At 58.1% G+C, this 17095-nt stretch carries 12 protein-coding genes and 1 riboswitch; of the genes, 1 reads left to right on the forward strand and 11 read right to left on the reverse strand.

Translation table 11 applies throughout. The annotated features are described in order from the left end of the window. Positions 1 to 25: 25 nt before the first annotated feature. From CFBP6623_RS05805 to CFBP6623_RS05830, 6 genes are all read right to left on the reverse strand, one after another. Complete coding sequence (locus tag CFBP6623_RS05805; protein WP_046800365.1) at positions 26 to 664, reverse strand: trimeric intracellular cation channel family protein; 639 nt, start codon at positions 662 to 664, stop codon at positions 26 to 28. A gap of 51 nt (positions 665 to 715) precedes the next feature. Next, on the reverse strand, positions 716 to 2452 hold the full coding sequence (locus CFBP6623_RS05810; RefSeq protein ID WP_408606462.1) for a peptidoglycan D,D-transpeptidase FtsI family protein: 1737 nt from the start codon (positions 2450 to 2452) through the stop codon (positions 716 to 718). 157 nt (positions 2453 to 2609) lie between these two features. Next, positions 2610 to 3461, reverse strand: coding sequence for a LysR family transcriptional regulator (locus tag CFBP6623_RS05815; RefSeq protein ID WP_046800172.1), 852 nt, complete (start codon positions 3459 to 3461; stop codon positions 2610 to 2612). A 451-nt stretch (positions 3462 to 3912) separates the two neighbouring features. Beyond that, positions 3913 to 4006, reverse strand: a riboswitch (glycine riboswitch). A 172-nt stretch (positions 4007 to 4178) separates the two neighbouring features. Then, complete coding sequence (locus CFBP6623_RS05820) at positions 4179 to 4928, reverse strand: L,D-transpeptidase (protein ID WP_232370416.1); 750 nt, start codon at positions 4926 to 4928, stop codon at positions 4179 to 4181. A gap of 601 nt (positions 4929 to 5529) precedes the next feature. Further along, on the reverse strand, positions 5530 to 5793 hold the full coding sequence (locus CFBP6623_RS05825) for a hypothetical protein (protein WP_137002500.1): 264 nt from the start codon (positions 5791 to 5793) through the stop codon (positions 5530 to 5532). A gap of 118 nt (positions 5794 to 5911) precedes the next feature. Beyond that, entirely contained in the window at positions 5912 to 7339 is a 1428-nt protein-coding gene (locus tag CFBP6623_RS05830; protein ID WP_080842151.1) for an ISNCY family transposase, read from the reverse strand. A 213-nt stretch (positions 7340 to 7552) separates the two neighbouring features. On the opposite strand from CFBP6623_RS05830, the gene CFBP6623_RS26710 reads away from it, so the two are divergent. Further along, positions 7553 to 7819: a hypothetical protein gene (locus tag CFBP6623_RS26710; protein WP_046800171.1), complete on the forward strand. Its 267-nt coding sequence runs from the start codon at positions 7553 to 7555 to the stop codon at positions 7817 to 7819. Positions 7820 to 7843: 24 nt separating this feature from the next. Here CFBP6623_RS26710 and CFBP6623_RS05840 read toward each other — a convergent pair whose 3' ends face one another. Genes CFBP6623_RS05840 through CFBP6623_RS05855 form a run of 5 tightly spaced genes read right to left on the reverse strand, consistent with a single transcriptional unit; the run spans position 7844 to position 17069 of the window. After that, positions 7844 to 9073, reverse strand: coding sequence for a thioester reductase domain-containing protein (locus CFBP6623_RS05840; protein ID WP_046800170.1), 1230 nt, complete (start codon positions 9071 to 9073; stop codon positions 7844 to 7846). A 13-nt stretch (positions 9074 to 9086) separates the two neighbouring features. After that, positions 9087 to 9854 carry an SDR family NAD(P)-dependent oxidoreductase gene (locus tag CFBP6623_RS05845; protein ID WP_046800169.1) on the reverse strand — a complete coding sequence of 256 codons (768 nt, stop codon included), beginning with the start codon at positions 9852 to 9854 and terminating at the stop codon, positions 9087 to 9089. Beyond that, positions 9851 to 11215: an aspartate aminotransferase family protein gene (locus tag CFBP6623_RS27000; RefSeq protein ID WP_046800168.1), complete on the reverse strand. Its 1365-nt coding sequence runs from the start codon at positions 11213 to 11215 to the stop codon at positions 9851 to 9853. Before CFBP6623_RS27000 ends, CFBP6623_RS05845 begins: the two co-directional genes overlap by 4 nt. Continuing rightward, positions 11212 to 12909 (reverse strand): PfaD family polyunsaturated fatty acid/polyketide biosynthesis protein, encoded by a 1698-nt coding sequence (locus CFBP6623_RS27005; protein ID WP_200960471.1) that lies wholly within the window; start codon positions 12907 to 12909, stop codon positions 11212 to 11214. Before CFBP6623_RS27005 ends, CFBP6623_RS27000 begins: the two co-directional genes overlap by 4 nt. Beyond that, positions 12906 to 17069 (reverse strand): beta-ketoacyl synthase N-terminal-like domain-containing protein, encoded by a 4164-nt coding sequence (locus CFBP6623_RS05855; protein ID WP_046800361.1) that lies wholly within the window; start codon positions 17067 to 17069, stop codon positions 12906 to 12908. The genes CFBP6623_RS27005 and CFBP6623_RS05855 overlap by 4 nt, the downstream gene beginning before the upstream one ends. Positions 17070 to 17095 lie beyond the last annotated feature (26 nt).

Below are 17095 nucleotides of genomic sequence, written 5' to 3' on the forward strand. Positions count from 1 at the left end.
GAGCTTCCGGCTTCGGCAGCTCTCCTCAGTGAGGGTCCTTCGTGTAAACGAATGTCGGTACACACCAGTTAAAGCGTATTGCAAGGAGCCTGAGCATCAACCCGAGGGCCATTGCGACGAGCGAGGATATCGCGTGAGAGGCACCCAAAAGGGGCGCACTCAAGTAGATCAGGCTGGTAAGGACCGAGACGATTGCATAGAGTTCCGAACGAAATAACAGCGGTACTTCGTTGCACAGTATATCCCGAAGTACGCCGCCCAGACATCCAGTCAGCACTCCCGCCGCCACCACGACAACCAGCGGCAGGTTAAGGCCTGACGCAATCTGGCAGCCGATGACGGTGAAGACGACCAGTCCTATTGCGTCAAGAAAAAGGAACATCTTGCGCAGTTGATACATGTATCGGGCGATTGGGATCGTCGCCAGCGCAGATAATCCCGTCACGAGGAGATAGCTGGGGTTTTCGACCCACGACAGCGGATAGTGGTTCAGAAAAACATCGCGCACGGTCCCACCGCCGAGGGCGGTAATGCATCCAAGTAAAAATACGCCGATCCAATCCATTTCGCGACGGCCGGCGGCGAGTGCGGCTGTCATCGCCTCTGCGACAATCGCAACGAAATAGAGGATATGGATAATGTCGCTGGTCGAGGGAAAGATCATCGAATAACCCGAAAATTCAGTATCTGTGAATGACATGGGTTCATCGCCAATTCAGTAGTTCATCAACGGAGATGCCTGCGGGTTCCCGAAGGACGGCCGAACCCCGAGAAGAGGTGCGGCGCGCTCAATGATATCGCGCACCATCGGCGCGGCATTGAAGGCCGCAAGACGCCCACCGCGCTCGCCGGAAAGTGGGGCGTCTATGATCGACAGAACCAGATAACGGGGGCGGTGCATGGGGAATGCTGCGAGGAATGTATTGAAGTTCAGGTTCTTCGCATATTTGCCATCGATAACCTTTTCCGCTGTCCCGGTCTTCCCGCCCACATCAAAACCGGCCACCTGGGCGTTTCGGCCCGAACCTTGGGTGCCGTTGTACCAGAACAGCTCGCGGACCTTTGCGCTGGTCGAGGCCTGCAGGACACGCCTGCCGGTGATTTGGTGACGCCTGTCGTTGTCGGCGATGAAGGTCGGGTGCCGGAACATGCCGCCGTTTACGAGAGCCGCCGCAGCCGCGGCCGTCTGTAACGGTGTCGTGGCCAGACCGTGACCGAAGGAGATCGTTGCGGAATTGATCTTTTTCCAGTTCCTTGGCGCTGCGGGCGAAGCAATTTCCGGTAACTCCGTCTGCATCTTTGACAACAGGCCCAATCTGAAGAGAAACTGCTGGTGACTTTCCAGGCCAACGAGATCCGCGACTTTTGCCGTGCCGATGTTTGATGAATAGCGAAAGACTTCCCGGATTGTCAGCGGCCGTCCTCGGCCGTGAAAATCCCTGATGATGAAACCACCCATCTTCAGGGGGCGAGAGGCATCAACCACCGAGTTCAGATTGACGACGCCTGCATCAATCCCCATGGCAAGGGTGAACGCCTTGAAGGTGGAGCCCATTTCAACCGCTGAATTGCTCATGCGGTTGAACCATCCCTTTTCATAGTCCCTGTCGATCGTGCCATCGGCAAGGCGCCGCGAAGGTTCATTCGGGTCATAATCGGGGACCGACGCCATCGCGAGAACCTCGCCTGTGTCGACATCGATTACGACGGCACCTGCCGCTTCCGCCCGATAGTTCCTCAAGGCATCGCTAACGACGTTATGCACGATGCTCTGAACACGCAAATCGATGGACAGCCGGACGGGTTCAAGCTGGGTGGGATCGGTAAGCCCAACGCCACGCAGGTCTGCCAGGCCTTGCCTGTCGAGATAGCGCTCAATGCCCGCCAGCCCCTGATTGTCGATGTTGACATGCCCGACAATGTGAGATGCCACTGGCCCGCCAGGATAAAAACGCCGCTTTTCGGGTCTGAAGCCGATGCCCGGAATGCCAAGGCGCATGATCTCAGCTTCCTGGCGCGGCGTAAGCTGTCTCCTGATCCACTGGAAACCGGAGTCAGACGTTAGTTTTCTGTGCAGATCAGCCCAATCCAGGTCGGGAACAACAGAGGCGAGCTTTTCAATGGCCTCATTTGCATCAACAACGCGGCGAGGCTCCGCATAAAGCGAGATGAGATTGATATCCGTTGCGATAAGCTGGCCATTGCGGTCCAGAATGTCGGGGCGGGAGGCGATTATATGGGGTGATCGTGGAATACTCGCCGTCGCTTCGCTCTCGGAAAAATAGCCATATTGCAAAAGGCGGACTGCGATCGCGGCATAACCGATCGCAAATGCCACGATTAGAAGGCCCACCCGCTTACGATTTCGAGCGGAAATTTTTGCGCCGCGTTTTTTGGCAGGGAGAACAAGGTATCCGACGGTACCTCTCCTGTAACGAGCAATCAAAGACATGAAAATACTCCACGCTCACGTATCGGGAATAGGGTGGGAATGCGGGCAGGTCCAACCGGTCACCGCACGCGCGCAGGACAGACCCTGTCACGCGGCATTTTACACCGCGCCAAATCCCGGAAAATTCGGCAATGGCGCAGGCTTGATCTGCACATAATCAGGAACGCCACAAGGGCTTGAGACTTTCACTGATAAAGTCCATGGCAACACGTATCCGTGGCGTGTCGCGCACGTCTTCGTGGATCACCAGCCAAACGTCGATCCTGACACCCGGATCGAGTGGATCGAACCTCACAAGACCGTGTTCCGCGGCGAGGTAGGCGGGCAGCAGCGCCACCCCACAGCCGCCGGCGGCAGCAGCAGCCTGTATGCGCAGGTCGTTGCTGCACATGAACACCTCGTCGGCAGAAAGCCTGTCATCAAGCCAGCGATAGTGATCCGACTCCCGCATGGTATCATCGTAACTGATATAGAGAGGAGGGCCGTTTCTCGTCGGGTAGGCAGGGTCGGCATAGAGGAAATAGGAAAATTGTCCAAGGCGACGCGCAACCAGCGTGGCTTCGCTCGGCCTCTTCAGGCTGATGGCAATATCCGCTTCTCCCTTGGAGAGGGACATCGCCTCCATGGTGCCGACAAGACGGAGCCTTACGTCAGGATGCTGAGATTGCAGCGCGGAGATTTGCGGCGCAATGAAGCTGTAGAGCAGCGATGGCGGCGCGGATACCACGATATCACCTTCGATACCGTTCTGACCGGAACCGGCGCAGCGGCTCAGAGCAAATGCCGATCTGCTCATATCCTCGGCGAAGTTCGCGACGTCGCGGCCCATATCGGTCAGCACATATGATCGTGGCCTGCGATCCACAAGCTTTACCGAAAGTGAGGTTTCCAGCGATGTGATGCGCCGACTGACGGTCGTATGATCAACCCGTAGCGCCTTGGCGGTTGCCGTGATCGAACCGTGGTGAGCAAAGGCGGAGAAAAATCGCAAGTCTTCCCAATCGACCATTTTAAATTTCCTGAATTAGGTGTGTTCGTACAAGAACCGCATACGGATCTCATCGCGAGATGGCGGATCGCGAGGTGCTTGCGCCACACCTGTCGAGCGCCATTGCCCGGTGAAACCGCGTAGAACCGTTCAAATTTTGAAGGTGAATGGGGTGAAATGCCGCCGCTGACGCCGGCTGGCATGAGCGCCGGCGCGCAGGAATCCGCAACGCCTGCCAAGGTCGTGTGCGGCAAATGGAATTGCCGCCATTGTCAATGAAAATGGTCTTGAAACTGCGTCAACGCAATCGACTGTCGATAGGGAAGGGTGACTTCCAGCCATAGGTGCTCCTTGCCCGTTTTCTTGGGCTTTTGGCACCCCCTCTGTCATTGGCCTGAGAGATTCGCTCACCGTGTTTCGGCGAACTTACACCATCGGCGCGAGCAATAAGCCCGCTTTTCAGAGTTTGTATGATCTTGCAGCGGTCCATTTGCCTGAGAGTTTCCGGGGTGGTTGCTCCGTCGGCGCCGATGTTGGGAGAAATCGGTCTCTCCCGCTGCTCGATATGTGTTGCCCCACGCCTCAATCACGAGGTCTGGAGCGCTGTGATCTGGCGTTTCCACGACCGAAAGGCCCCAGATCCGCTAAACCGAACGACCGCGAGATATGGTGTCGTTTATGGCGTAAATTTGACCCGCAGCGGTTATTCTTGATCATTTCCCGCTCAGATTGACGTTATCAGATGACCAAAAGGGGTGTTTTCCCTTTCACTCGATCATAAAGATCGATCGCATCCTGCATCAGCATTCTTACGCAACCCGAGGAAGAGTTTTTGCCTATGGTTCTCCAGCTTGGTGATCCGTGAATACGATAGAGCGTATCCTTGCCGTTCTGGAAAATGTACATGGCGCGCGCACCGAGAGGATTCCTGGGGCCGGGGGCCATTCCACCTGCTTCAACACCGTAGGGCTTGAGTTCAGGATTGCGTGCGATCATATCGTCCGGCGCCTTCCACCTTGGCCATTTCTGCTTCCACTGAACGACAGCGCGCCCTTTCCATGACCGTCCCTGAGTTCCGAGCCCCACGCCGTAACGTATGGCTCGGCCACGGGGAAGAACCCAGTAGAGGAACCGCTCATTTGTATCTACGACAATGGAATAGGCAGGCTCTGCGGTGATGTATTCGACCTCCTGTCGGAGGTATTGTGGGTCAATGGCGCGGTAATTGACTGCAGGAACATCAAAGCCACCATCCGCCAGCGCAGCATAAATTTCGTCGTAAGCGAAACCGGTACCCGCAGGCTTTGGCCTGTTGTCCTTCGCCGTTTTTGGGGCTGTCGTCGTTTCATTTTTATTTTCGGGCAGGGTAGCCGCGACAACTTCGAGTTTCGTCTTGGGAACCTGCTCGCAACCTGCAGCCAGGAATGAACTGATGGCCAGGGTAAGCAGCGATCTGCGAGACAAGTGAGAATTGATTTTCTGTTCCAAGGCTGTTCTGCTGTCGAATTCTAGGGGCTATGCCGGGATCGGGGCTGACAACCGACTAAGCGCCACGGCCCGGATGTCTGCTGCGCGACAGAAACCATGAAATCTGCCCGTTCGATACTGCGCAAATGCGCAGATTGGCCCTGCGACATTCCCGGTAAAAACCGGGTGTGATGTCTATTCAAGGCCTATCTTGCAAACACGGGTCAGTCATGAACGCGGTCGTCGACCGGGATTGCGTTTGCGCTGCAGACAGCCGTGGCACGGTGCAATTTTTCTGAAATTGTGGTCGAACAGGGCGTGGCGACTTCCAACGTTGACATTGACCAGCGTTATGCGAGGAGAGGTTCGCATTTCTATCTGGCCCAAGTGTCGCATTACTAAATGGGCGCTACATACGATGTCAAAGCTGATTAGAGATGCGACGCCGCTGGCCCGTTAGAAATGCGACACTGGCTCCGACAATCAGCCCCCGACCGGACCGGCTGGGCCGGGTTGCAAGGGTAGGGAGGGGGCGGGTAATGAAACTCCCTCTTCGGCTTTAGCTTCCTCAGTTGTGGCGACTGCTTTGCGCCAATACCGGTCATCAGTTCTCAGCGAAAAGTTACCGAGGAACCTTCGCCAGCCACTCTTCTGCACGGGAGATAACAGGGCGAATATTTGGACTAAACTCTTCTTCATCGTGCCAAGCCGCAATCTCGAGGTCCATTCCGATGTCTTCCATCTCTTTGATGAGATGATACGGGAGTGCTTCCAGCGCCCGCCCGTTAAGCAGGAAGGAACTTGCCGCAGATGACGGAAGAATTTCCCGACGACATAATGACAAAAGCGATTGCTCAATTCTGTGTACGAGCGACACGTTTGGCAATGGCGACTCCTGCATCTCTGGATCAGAGCGACAATTGTCTATCATTTTTACTCGATCTGAAAAGCGGGCCGGTATCGTATCAGTCTAATACAATGTCTCCTTCGGGCCGAAAGCGGCCTTATTCAGCCGCCTCCATTCGAGCAAGCGCTTTCTGCCTTCTCGCAATCACCTCCGGATCATTCATGAAATCCGTGCGTCGTCCCGGCTTGCGGCCACGCTTCTGATAGCCGTTCGCCGTGCTGCCGTCGCGAATGCCGAACATATGATCCGTCTGACCGGTGCGGCGATGGCCGTCCTTGCTGCGTTGCTGTTCGCGACCAGCCTGCATCTCGGCAACCAGCGACAGCATGTCATCCAGTCGCTTGTTGTCTACGACTTCGGCGCGATGTACCGAGCGTAACGTGTCGAAGGTTCTATAGGGCAGGGCAAAGCTCTCGTGCATGATCTCGAGCCGGCCGTCGGGATAATCGCACACGATCACCTTCTGGCCCGCCAATGGCCTGGATATCTCGGTCGGATCGAGAATGAACAGCACCTTGTCGTAACGCAGTGTCAGAGATTGCGACAGGGTGCGGACTTCCTTGCGGCACATGGCGCCATCGAGGTTCTCCTGATCGGCCAGCGGTCTGTGCATGTCCTTCGGATTGCGTGGCAGCTTGCCGAAACGAATGTTGAAATCCGCAATGAACTCAGGTGCAAAGGCATTGGCTTCTTCAATCGTGTCGATGCCGCGAAGCCGCATCTCTTTCACTAACCGATCCTGCAGCGTCTGATTGGCACGCTCCACCCGGCCTTTAGCCTGCGGGGTGTTGGCACAAATGATGTCGATGTTTAGCTCATAAAGAGCACGGCCAAACTGCGTCAGTCCGCTGGTGCGGTCCTTCTTCGACGCATGCAGCGAGCGGAAAACGCCGTGCTTGTCGCTGTAGAAGGCCAGCGGCTTGCCCCATTGCTGTAGATAGGCCTTCGTAGCATGCAGATAGTCGAACGTGTTCTCCGATCCGGCAAAGCGTAGATGCAGAAGCTTGCCGGTGGCATCATCGATATAGACGAGCAGGGCGCATTTGGGGCCGCGGTTCTCGAACCACCAGTGATGCGAACCATCGATCTGAACCAGTTCGCCAAAGCAATCACGTCGGCCACGTGGTTGGAAAACCCGTTTCTTGCGTTCCTGGCGCGAGATCCAGATTCCGGCCTCGGTCATCCATTGCCGCAGCGTCTCTTTGGCGACCGAGATCCGGTGCAGCTCGATCAGCTTCTCACGCGCCAGCGTTGGGCCGAAATCCAGATAGCGTTCGCGGATCAGATCCAGCGCCGCATTGCGAAATTCCTCGCTGTGGCGCCGGTTGCTTGGCTGTGATCGCTTCTTCGAAACGAGCCCGGCCGGGCCATCCCGGTCATAGGCCTGCAGCAGCCGATGGACCTGACTTCGACTGAGGTCGAGCCGGTCCGCCGCCTGGACGACGCTCAGGCGTTCGTCACGGATCTTCTGGATAAGTTCGAGGCGATGCAATTCTTTCTGCGACATGGTGATCAAAAAGGACATGACGACTCCGACCGCTCATGGTCTCGACCAGGCTGAAGATCGTCATCCTTGCTCCCAACGTTGGCTTTGACCAGTGCGTCGAGAGGCGAGACTGTCGCATCTCTAACTGGCCCAACTGTCGCATTACTAAATAGCCCTTACATACGATAATCGCATAAGATAGATTATGGAACCAAATCATAGGGAACGCGACGGTCAAGACCAGATAATGCCATGGTTGGCGCCACTCGAAAACTCCAACCTCAGCTCCACCTTTGCAGGCAGTCGGTTTGGGCGTCACCCAATCGTCATCGAAAAACGGAAGCCAGCCGCACGATCGCCTTCAGACTGGCGCTGCTTGTCCTTGCTGTTTTCGCCGCAAGGACGCTCCCCGACAAAAGGCCGGCAATCGACACAACAGTTACCGCGTCGATCGACGACGGATCGCTGCATTCGGATCAAGGCAGCGCCCTGATGCGCGACATGGCTTTGCACGACTAGCAGCCGAACTGCATGGCGCAGAAGTTAAACCAGCTTCGCGTCGTAAAGCCGCTCCATGAAACCGCGCGGCGCAACGGTCCTCGAAATTTCCGCCAGTGGAAAACCGCTTCCAGCCAGCGGCAGGAAACCTTTTTCGAAGGCGTAATCGAGATAACGCATCATCAGCATCACATCGCATTCGTGGCAGCTGATTCCCGTTCCGGCGAGTGCCTGTCGGGCATTGCCGGTGTCGTATCTGGCGCTGTCACGCACATAATCGGCATTGCCCAGCATCGACAGAAGATCGGTGAAAACCGAGCTATAGGCCTTGCCCTCCCGCAGCATCCGGCCCTGGTTGAGCGCATCGAAATAATTGTCGCGTGACAATTCGCGCACCACGTAGCCGCAATCTCGCACCTGTTCCACCAGCGCGTTCCAGTCGATCGGTTTCGGATTGACGAGATTGAAGGTGCGGCGGTTATGGGCTCGCCAGTTCATGGCGAGATGCAAGCTCGCCCGCGCCACGTAATCAACCGGAGTGATGTCGAAATCCTCGTCCGAAGCGAAGGTGAAGCCGGTTTCCACAATGGCGCGCACCGCTTCGTAATAGATACCCTTTACCTTGGTCTGCGTCAGCGGATAACGACCGGTGCGGCTATCACCCCATATATTGCCGGGGCGTACGATGATGAAATCGAGACCCTTTTGCCCGGCGGCGTGCATCAGCTTTTCCGACTCGAACTTGGAACGTTCGTAATCCATGTCCGGAAAACGTTGGCCGACGTCGAGCGCATCCTCATAGAGCGTAAACTCCTCATAGAGCTTGTCGCCGATAACGCTGAAGCTCGATGTATGCATCAATGGAATTTTACCCTCGAGGCAAAACTCCACCATATTGGCCGAACCGCCGACATTGACCGGCGCTATTTTGCTGTAGGATGCGATGAGATTGACATTGGCCGCGCAATGCAGCGCAAGATCGATCTTTTCGGCAAGATCACGCCATACCTGCCTTTGCAGGCCGAGATGTGATCTGGAAACATCGCCGAGAACAGGCACGATGCGGGCGGCGGCTTCCCCTTTTAGGCCACGTTCCTCGTCATAGCAGAAGAGGATGCTCTCTACCTTGCCCATCGCTTCCGCCATGTCGGCGGCACGCACCAGGCAATAGACCGTGGCTTTCGTTGTACTCAGCAGTTCCTGCAGCAGGCGTCCGCCCATGACGCCGGTGGCGCCGGTTAGCAGAATATTTTCCACGCCGTTATCGTAAGTCATCGCCGATCTCCGTTCAAAGCGTTCCGACCCGCATGCCGCCATCCATTGGGATCACTGCGGCATTGAGGTAATTGGTTTTGCAGGTGGCCAGAAACGTGACCACTTCCGCCACATCATCAGGCGTACCCCACCGCCCGACCGGGACGATCGAGCGCACCAGACGTTCATCGGCCACCGTGTCGTTGATGCCTTCCTGTTCGAAGGGTTTGGACATATTGGTCTTGCAGATTCCCGGCGCAATCGCCGTGACGCTGATGTTGAACTGTCCGAGTTCCTGCGCCCAGGATTCCGAAGCCTTGATGAGACCGGCCTTGGAGGCGGCATAAGCCGCCCCTCCCCCTGCCCCCCAGATGCCAGCAATCGAGGCGATGTTGATGACCCGCCCGTAACGCTGGCGGACCATTGAGCGCGTAAAGACACCCGTGCAGTTGAACGCGCCCGTAAGGTTGACGTCGATGACCTTGCGGGACTGCGTCTGGCTGCGGTCGTTGACGCAATAGGTGCGGTCGAGAATGCCGGCATTGTTGACCAATACGGTCACCGGCAACCCCATTTTCTCGGCAATGGCGCCCGATGCCTGCTCAACGCTGCCATGGTCGGTGACATCCATGGCAAAAACGCCAAGGCGCCCGGGTTTTCCGATCTCCTCTTCAAGGCGTTGCAGCGCGGCGACGTCGATATCCGCCGCCGCTACCGCATAACCCACATCGAGCAATGCAAGGGTAATGGCGGCGCCGAAGCCGCCTGAAGCACCTGTCACGACCGCAATTTGCTGGCTCACGCGACTTCCTCGTCCTTGAAGGCGATTTCCATGACCTTGCGGGCATTGACAAGCGCATCGGAGATGCGTTCCTCGAAGAAATTCACGTCGTCCTGGTTCATCAAGAGGTTGGAATAGATGCGCGACAACGGCGAGAACTGGATGCCGTGGCGCTTGCTCACTTCGCGGATGATGATGTCGCAGAATTTCACCTTGTGCGAATAGCCTTCGGAACGATCCACCGGCTCTTCCTGTGAGTGATAGACCAGCGCCGTCGGCATGCCTTGAATGACGAGCGGCATGCCGGCAGCCTTGGCCGCCTTGGTGAAGACGCCCGAGATCTGTTCGGTGTAGCGACGCATCCGGTCGTAGCAACCCGGATCCTTTTCGACGATATCGAAGGTCGCCTTGATGGCGGCGAGACCCAACGGATAACCGTTGAAAGTGCCGGCATGGATGACTTTGCCGCGCGTATAAAGGTCCATGATGTCGCGCCGGCCGGCAATGGCGGAAATCGGCATCGATCCGCCGCCGAGCGCCTTGCCGAAGGTGGCGAGATGCGGGGTAACGCCGAGAATATCCTGCGCGCCGCCGAGACCCAGGCGCACACCGGTGATGATCTCGTCGAAGATCAGCACGATATTATGCTCTTCACACAGTTCCTTGGTGCGCTCCAGATAACCTTCGACCGGGAAGATACCGCCGCCATTGATGCAGATCGGCTCCATCAGTACGGCCGCGATTTCGTTGCCGTAGCGGCGGATGGTGGCTTCCAGCGCGTTGATATCGTTCCACGGCAGCATGAAGCTCTGGCTTTCCAGCACGCCATCCGCACGGCCGAGCGTATCGAGCATGTCGCCCTGGTATTTTTCCGGCACGGGAAAATCGAGATTGTCCTTCTTGCGCCAGCCCATGACGTTGTCAGCATTGCCGTGATAATGGCCGTGGAAGCGGATGAAACGGTTCTTGCCGGTAAAACCGCGCGCCAACCGCAGCGCATTCTGCACCGCTTCGGTGCCACTCAGGCAAAACCGCACCATCTCGGCGCAGGGAATGTGCTTTATCATCAGTTCCGCCACCTCGATCTCCAGATCGCAGGTGTCGACCGAAGTGACCTTCTCCATGTAGCGGATCAGCGCTTCATTATAGGCCTCATTGTGGTGGCCGACGAAAAGTGCCCCGAATTTGCAGAACAGGTCGAGATGTTCGTTGCCATCAAGATCCCATACGCGGGAATTGCGGCCCTTGTTGAAGGGCACAACGAAGGCGCGCTCGGCGTCACCGAAATTATAGTGGGTGCCGCCCGGCATCAGTTCCCAGAGCCGCTTGTAGAAATCGCGCGAAATCTTCAGCGTCAGCTTGCTATCCGTATCTGTGATCATGGCTGTGCGTTCTCCAGTCTGGCCGGCGATGCTGCCGGGGCGGTTCCGATTGACGGGGATGGATGCCGTGTTGGCGGCGTTGAAGGACCGGCGGAATTTTCCGCCCAGGGCCGATAGCGGTAGAGCGCGTCCGGCACCGGCAGGCCCATGTGTTTCAGCGCTCCGAGCCTTGCAAGATAGGCCGCGTTGCGCATCAGAAGATCGGCGATAGCCACGACGGAGCGGCGCTCCACCGGCTCGTAAGGGCTGCCGCGCAACCATTCATTGATTGCGCCCATGGCTGGGCCACACCATATCTGGTAGTCGACCGCGCGGGATTTTTCTCCGGCAATCGCCCAGCGGGAGGATTGGCCGAGATACCATTGAAAAACCAGCGCCATGCGCTTTTTCGGATGCGTTTCCGCCGCTTCGATCATTCTGGGATTGCCGCGCGCCTGAAAGAACTGCCGGGTGTCTTCCCAGACCTGCGGCAAGGTGCGCTGAAAAAGCCCGCTCTCCAGACTGGCGATTTCTGCTACCGGAATGTCTTCGAGGCTGTCATATTGCTTGTAGAGATTGTAGAGTTTCTGGGCGCGCATGGCATACATGGTGCCACCCTTCAGCACCTGAACCTTGGATCCGATCTCGAACATGTCGGCGGATGGCGCCATCGCCATGTCATCCATCCTCGCGCGTCCGAGCAGGGCCTTCACCTGTGGCGAAGTGCCAGCCTCGATACAGGCCTGATTGATGGAACCGGTGCAGACATAGGCCGCTCCCATGGCGAAAGCCGCATAGATCGCCTGCGGATTGCCGATGCCGCCGGCCGCGCCGATGCGGACGCGGAACACCTCTCCCCTGAGATCGGCTATTTCATCCCGCAACGCCGCAATGGAAGGAAAGGCGCAGTTCAGCACGCCATTGTCGGTATGACCACCGGAATTGGCCTCGACGGTGACGTCATCGGCCATCGGCACTTCGCCCGCCATCGCCGCCTGTTCGGCGGAAATCAGACCGTCCTCGACCAGTCTCGAAAGGATTTTTTCCGGGGCCGGATTGATGAAATGCTGTGCCACTTCGCGGCGCGAAACCTTGGCGATGATGCGGTTGCGCGCTTCGATAGTCCCCTGCCCGTTGCGAACAAGCCCGACTGCACGCCAATAAACGATGGCCGGTGAGAGGTTCATGTAGGCCGAGGCCTCCACTACCTTCACGCCATGGCGGATGCACAGACGCACCACATCCATTTCCCATTCGGCATCGCCGGGATTATGCAGCAGATTGACGCCGTAGGGGCCGTGCGGCAGAGCGGCGCTTATTCGCGCCAGCGCCGAGGCGACGCGCTCCCTGCCAAGACCACCCGCACCGAAGAAGCCCAGGAGCCGTTCCTTGCCGAGCGCGATCACCATGTCTTCAGAGTGAATGCCATTGGCCATCGCCCCGGCATAATAGGCCATGCGCACGCCATAATCGCGCAGGAAACCCGGATCTCCGAGTTGGTGGGGCTCCAGCACGGGCACAATTCCCAGGCATTTCTCCACCTCCGCACAGCTGGTTTCGAGCAATTGCTTGCCGCCGGGGTTGAGTACGTAGAGGCGTTTATCGAGATCGGCGAGGAGCCGGCCCATTGCCTCGATAGAGGTAGCGTCAATGTCTGCCTGTTTTTTCCATGTCCGGAAAAGCGGTGTGAAATTGATTTGCGGATTTTCGTTCATGCTGCGGCCACCCATGATGATTGGTTGGTGCGGCGACGGGCAAAACCGGCGCCGAGATTGTCGCAAATGCCGATGACATTGCCCTTGTGGATGATCTCGGCGACGAAGACGAAGGATGCGGTCTCCAGCGTCACACCGTCCTCGCCATAGGCGAGGTCGATCGACTTGCAGGTCAGGCGATAACTGAGCGTATCGCGCTGCGGCTTTACCTCCCCCCGGAACTTGGCGCTGTATTGATGGTCGGTCAGCGTATGCCCGCTAAGGTGAGGAACCGAATAGAGCCCGAGATAGGCCAGGTAGAATTTCAGAAGTTGTTCGCAGCCTTCCACCAGCAATGTTCCCGGCACACAGGGGTCGTTCTTGAAATGCGCCTTGAAAGCCCAGTGATCAGGATCGATGTCGCGCTCGCCGACAACCACGCCGAGGCCGAACGCGCCGCCTTTGGGGTCGACATCCACCACCCGGTCGAGCATTCTGGCCATCGGTGTCCACAGCTTTGGCGCGGCAGTTTCAGTTCTGTAGTTTTGACCAAAGCAGCTTGCCGGGTCGCCGTTGCCCAACGCCTCGACATCGTCTTCGCTGAAACGATTCCTTGTGCAGTTCAGCAGCGGCGTGAAGGGTTGCCGCACAGCGTCGTCATTTTTCAGGAAGGGAGCCGGATCGACACCCTTCGAGCGTTCCAGATCGCGCGGCAGGAAAAAGCCGGAATTGGCCTCCAGCCGGAAAACGGGCCGCTCATCGGCAAGGCACCAATATTCGTAGGAAACCAGAATATTACGGCCGACCTTGAGGAAGGATTTGATATCCACCCGCCCCCGCAACAATTCGCCGGCGCGCGGCATTTCGCCATAAACGAAGGTGCGGCTGTCCACCGCCCGGTAGCGCAATTCGCCCCTGAAAAGCTGGTCGCAACCGATAAGCGTGAAGGCGACGATCATCGCATGTGAGGATTCCAGCGCCACGAAAGCCGGAACCTTGTCCTCGCACATGAACCAGGCATCGCTGGGCAGATCGAGTTCCCATTCGATGCGGCAGGGCTCCAGCGCGCCGGCCTTGGCCGTTGTGCCGGTAATGCGTGAGGCGAACATATAGGGCGGCGACGGCATGCGCGTGCGTACCGCATAGGTGTCGGCCAGCGCATAATCCGGCCCAAGCACGCGGCTGACCGCGCCATCCGTCAACTCGATCAATTGCGCTTCATCGAACAATGCGGCACGCGCCGGAATAGCCACCTCAACGGACATCAAATGGCTTAGACGACGATAGAACGCCTGCTCGGTCTGCATGAAACGCAGGTTCGTTTGTGCATTCCGGATCGCCTGCCGCTGCTGCCAGGTCAGCGGCAGGCGTGGGAAGCAGCCGGAGACCGGGCTATCGAAAGCTTCGGTCACCACTGCCGGGGACGCAAGTGGCCGCATTGCAGGTGGAGATTTTCCAAACAGGGCAAAATTGGCGGGATCGAGAATGATCTCGGCCATGGTCCGCTCCCGTCCGGTAAACACCCTGACGAGCAGCGGATCGGTCGCCGAAGCACGCACCGGAACGCTCACCGCCTGAGGCCTCGCCACTGTCGGGCTTTCCAGCAATATATGGGTATAGGCCCGGTCAACCCCCATACCGCTGATTGCCGCCAGTCGCGGACCGGCCGAGCGCAGCGGTGACAGGCCATAATGCAGGACCAGCGCCGTATGGATAAGACTGAGCATGCCCGAAGCCGCGCCAAGATGGCCGTAATGACGCTTTGAACTGCCCGCAGCAACGGTGGCGCCATAGACCCTGGCAAGCCCCTCTGCCTCGATGCGGGCCTCCCTATCATCCGCCATGCTGTAGCGTTCGAGATAACTTATCTCTTCCGGCGCAACGCCTGTTTTTTGCAGGCAGGCCTGAGCCGCATCGGCCACGGCATCCGCCGATGGTTGGAAGGTGGTGCCCGGCGTCATGTCATGGCGGATTTCAAGACCGCGAAGGCGGGCATAAGCGCGCCCGGCTGGTCCGCCATTCGCTCTTTCGAGCATGAGCACGCCGCAGCCTTCCCCCACGGGCTGGGTTCGATGGGGAGTGGCATAGATCATGTTTTCCAGCCCGCCATCGCAGGCGCTGCTGGCCAGAATGACCGCATCGACCATATTCTCGGAGAGCATGTAGCGCGCCAGTTGAAGCCCCTTGAAAGCCGAGCTTTCATGCGCACACAGGGCAAAAGCCGGTCCGTCCAGCCGCAGATGCGCGGCCACACGGCTTGCGGCGATATTGCCCACCCCACCGGTAATGCCTTCGGCGAAGGGTTCAGGAAAAAGACTGTCTTTGACGATGTGCTGCAAACCAGCGAGCTGCTCTGCCGAAAGTTTTATGCCCGACCTGTCGAGGCTGTCGCGCAATTGCCAACCGATCTCGTTGCGCGCCTGATAACGCAGGCAGCTATGATCGACATCCCGCGCGACGATGACCGCGATGTTGCGCCTCTGCCCGTCCAGCGCATAACCCGCATCCAGAAATGCCCGCTCGGCCACCGGCAGCAGAAAGGCGTGGGCCAGAAGGTGATTGCCGATGACCTTCGGCGGCAGCTTGAAATGGCGGCAATCGAAATCGAAACTTTCGATATAGCCACCGGCCGGCGCTTCCCCGATCCCGCCCAGGGCCAGAATATCGGCACGCTTTTCGAGACCCAGCCAACGCGTGCGTGGCAATGGCTGGAGCCATTGACGTCCGGTAGTTATCGTCTCGCGAAATGTTTCGACATTGTCTGTTCCCGGCAGGGCCATGGCTATGCCGACAATATCAATTCCTGCCGGAATGGAGGCAGGCAGGCCTGAGAACGTCGGCACCATCGCGCCAGCGACATGCTCGCGCAGCACCATATGGCCATTGACGCCACCGAAGCCAAAGGCATTGATGCCGGCACGGCGCGGCTTTTCACCCCTCGCCCAGGGCTTGTTTTCGCGAACGATATGCTCACGGTTCACAAGCCCTTTGGGTGTCGTCACAAGGTTTTCTATATCCAGCGTCGCCGGTATCAGGTCGTGCTGCATCGCCAGCAGCACCTTCAGCAGGCTCGCCATACCGGATGCGGTGAGGCTGTGGCCATTATTGGCCTTGTTAGCGCCAAGAAGCGGTATCGACTTTTCGCCAAAGAAGCGTTCGACGGTCGAAAGCTCCACCTGATCGCCCGCCGGCGTTCCCGTCGCATGGCATTCCAGATAATCGATATCAGGCGATATCCCCGTATAGGCCCGTTGCAGCGCCAGCATCTGCCCATGCGGATCGGGCAGCAGCATGTGCTTGGCGCCGCCATCATTGGAAACGCCGATCGCTTCGATGACACCGTAAATCCGGTCGCCGTCGCGCAGCGCATCTTCGTAGCGTTTCAGCGCCACGATGCCGGCACCTTCCCCGGCCTTCAGCCCTTGCGAGGACCGGTCGAAGGGAACCGAACGGCCGTCGGTCGGAAAAGCCTGCAAAACGTTGAAACCATGGTCGAGATAGATATGGTCCGCATGGCAGACCGCGCCCGCCAGCATCATGTCGGCGCTGCCGTCGAGAAGATAGGAACTGGCCACGCGGATGGCGTAAAGTGCCGAAGAGCAGGCCGCGTCGATGGCGTAGGTCGGCCCGGAAAGACCAAGCGCCAGGGCCGCAATCGTGGCATTGTGGCTACCGGTCATGAGATTGAGCCCGGACAGGCCGCTGGCATCCCAATAGGCGGGGAAAGAAAAATCCGGCCGGTCGAGCAATTCCCGAAGATAGGGTTCGAGAATCCGGTGATAAAAGCCCGACATGAGCCGTTTGCCCGAGTGGGTCGGCATGCCGATATTGCCGGCGATCAGGCCGCAGCGCTGTGGTGATGCGCCGCTGTCCTGAAGAGCCTGACGCGCCGCATGCATGGTCCAGTGGAACAGAGGGTCGAGTGTGGCAAGGTCCTCCGCCGGCAGACGATACCCCTCGGCCTCAAAACGGAAGTCATGCACGTGGCCGTTCCGGTTGTAGCAGATATGATCGGCCGTTCCCGGCTCGGGATGATAATAAAGCGCTGGATCGACACCCAGTTCAGCAGCGGAGAGTGGCGACGTGCTGTCCCTGCCCTCGACCAGGTTGCGCCAGTAACCATCCGGGGTATCCGCACCCGGAAAGACGCATCCAAGCCCCGTAATTGCTATCTGTCCCATCGCGATCATCCTTCAAATGGCGCGCA

This window comes from Agrobacterium tumefaciens, assembly GCF_005221385.1.
GTDB lineage: Bacteria > Pseudomonadota > Alphaproteobacteria > Rhizobiales > Rhizobiaceae > Agrobacterium > Agrobacterium tomkonis.

Excerpts from the sequence above, each read along its gene's own strand:
- CFBP6623_RS05805 (WP_046800365.1), bottom strand. The coding sequence starts at position 664 with ATGATCTTTCCCTCGACCAGCGACATTATCCATATCCTCTATTTCGTT.
- CFBP6623_RS05810 (WP_408606462.1), bottom strand. The coding sequence starts at position 2,452 with ATGTCTTTGATTGCTCGTTACAGGAGAGGTACCGTCGGATACCTTGTT.
- CFBP6623_RS05815 (WP_046800172.1), bottom strand. The coding sequence starts at position 3,461 with ATGGTCGATTGGGAAGACTTGCGATTTTTCTCCGCCTTTGCTCACCAC.
- CFBP6623_RS05830 (WP_080842151.1), bottom strand. The coding sequence starts at position 7,339 with ATGTCCTTTTTGATCACCATGTCGCAGAAAGAATTGCATCGCCTCGAA.
- CFBP6623_RS26710 (WP_046800171.1), top strand. The coding sequence starts at position 7,553 with ATGGTTGGCGCCACTCGAAAACTCCAACCTCAGCTCCACCTTTGCAGG.
- CFBP6623_RS05840 (WP_046800170.1), bottom strand. The coding sequence starts at position 9,073 with ATGACTTACGATAACGGCGTGGAAAATATTCTGCTAACCGGCGCCACC.
- CFBP6623_RS27000 (WP_046800168.1), bottom strand. The coding sequence starts at position 11,215 with ATGATCACAGATACGGATAGCAAGCTGACGCTGAAGATTTCGCGCGAT.
- CFBP6623_RS27005 (WP_200960471.1), bottom strand. The coding sequence starts at position 12,909 with ATGAACGAAAATCCGCAAATCAATTTCACACCGCTTTTCCGGACATGG.
- CFBP6623_RS05855 (WP_046800361.1), bottom strand. The coding sequence starts at position 17,069 with ATGGGACAGATAGCAATTACGGGGCTTGGATGCGTCTTTCCGGGTGCG.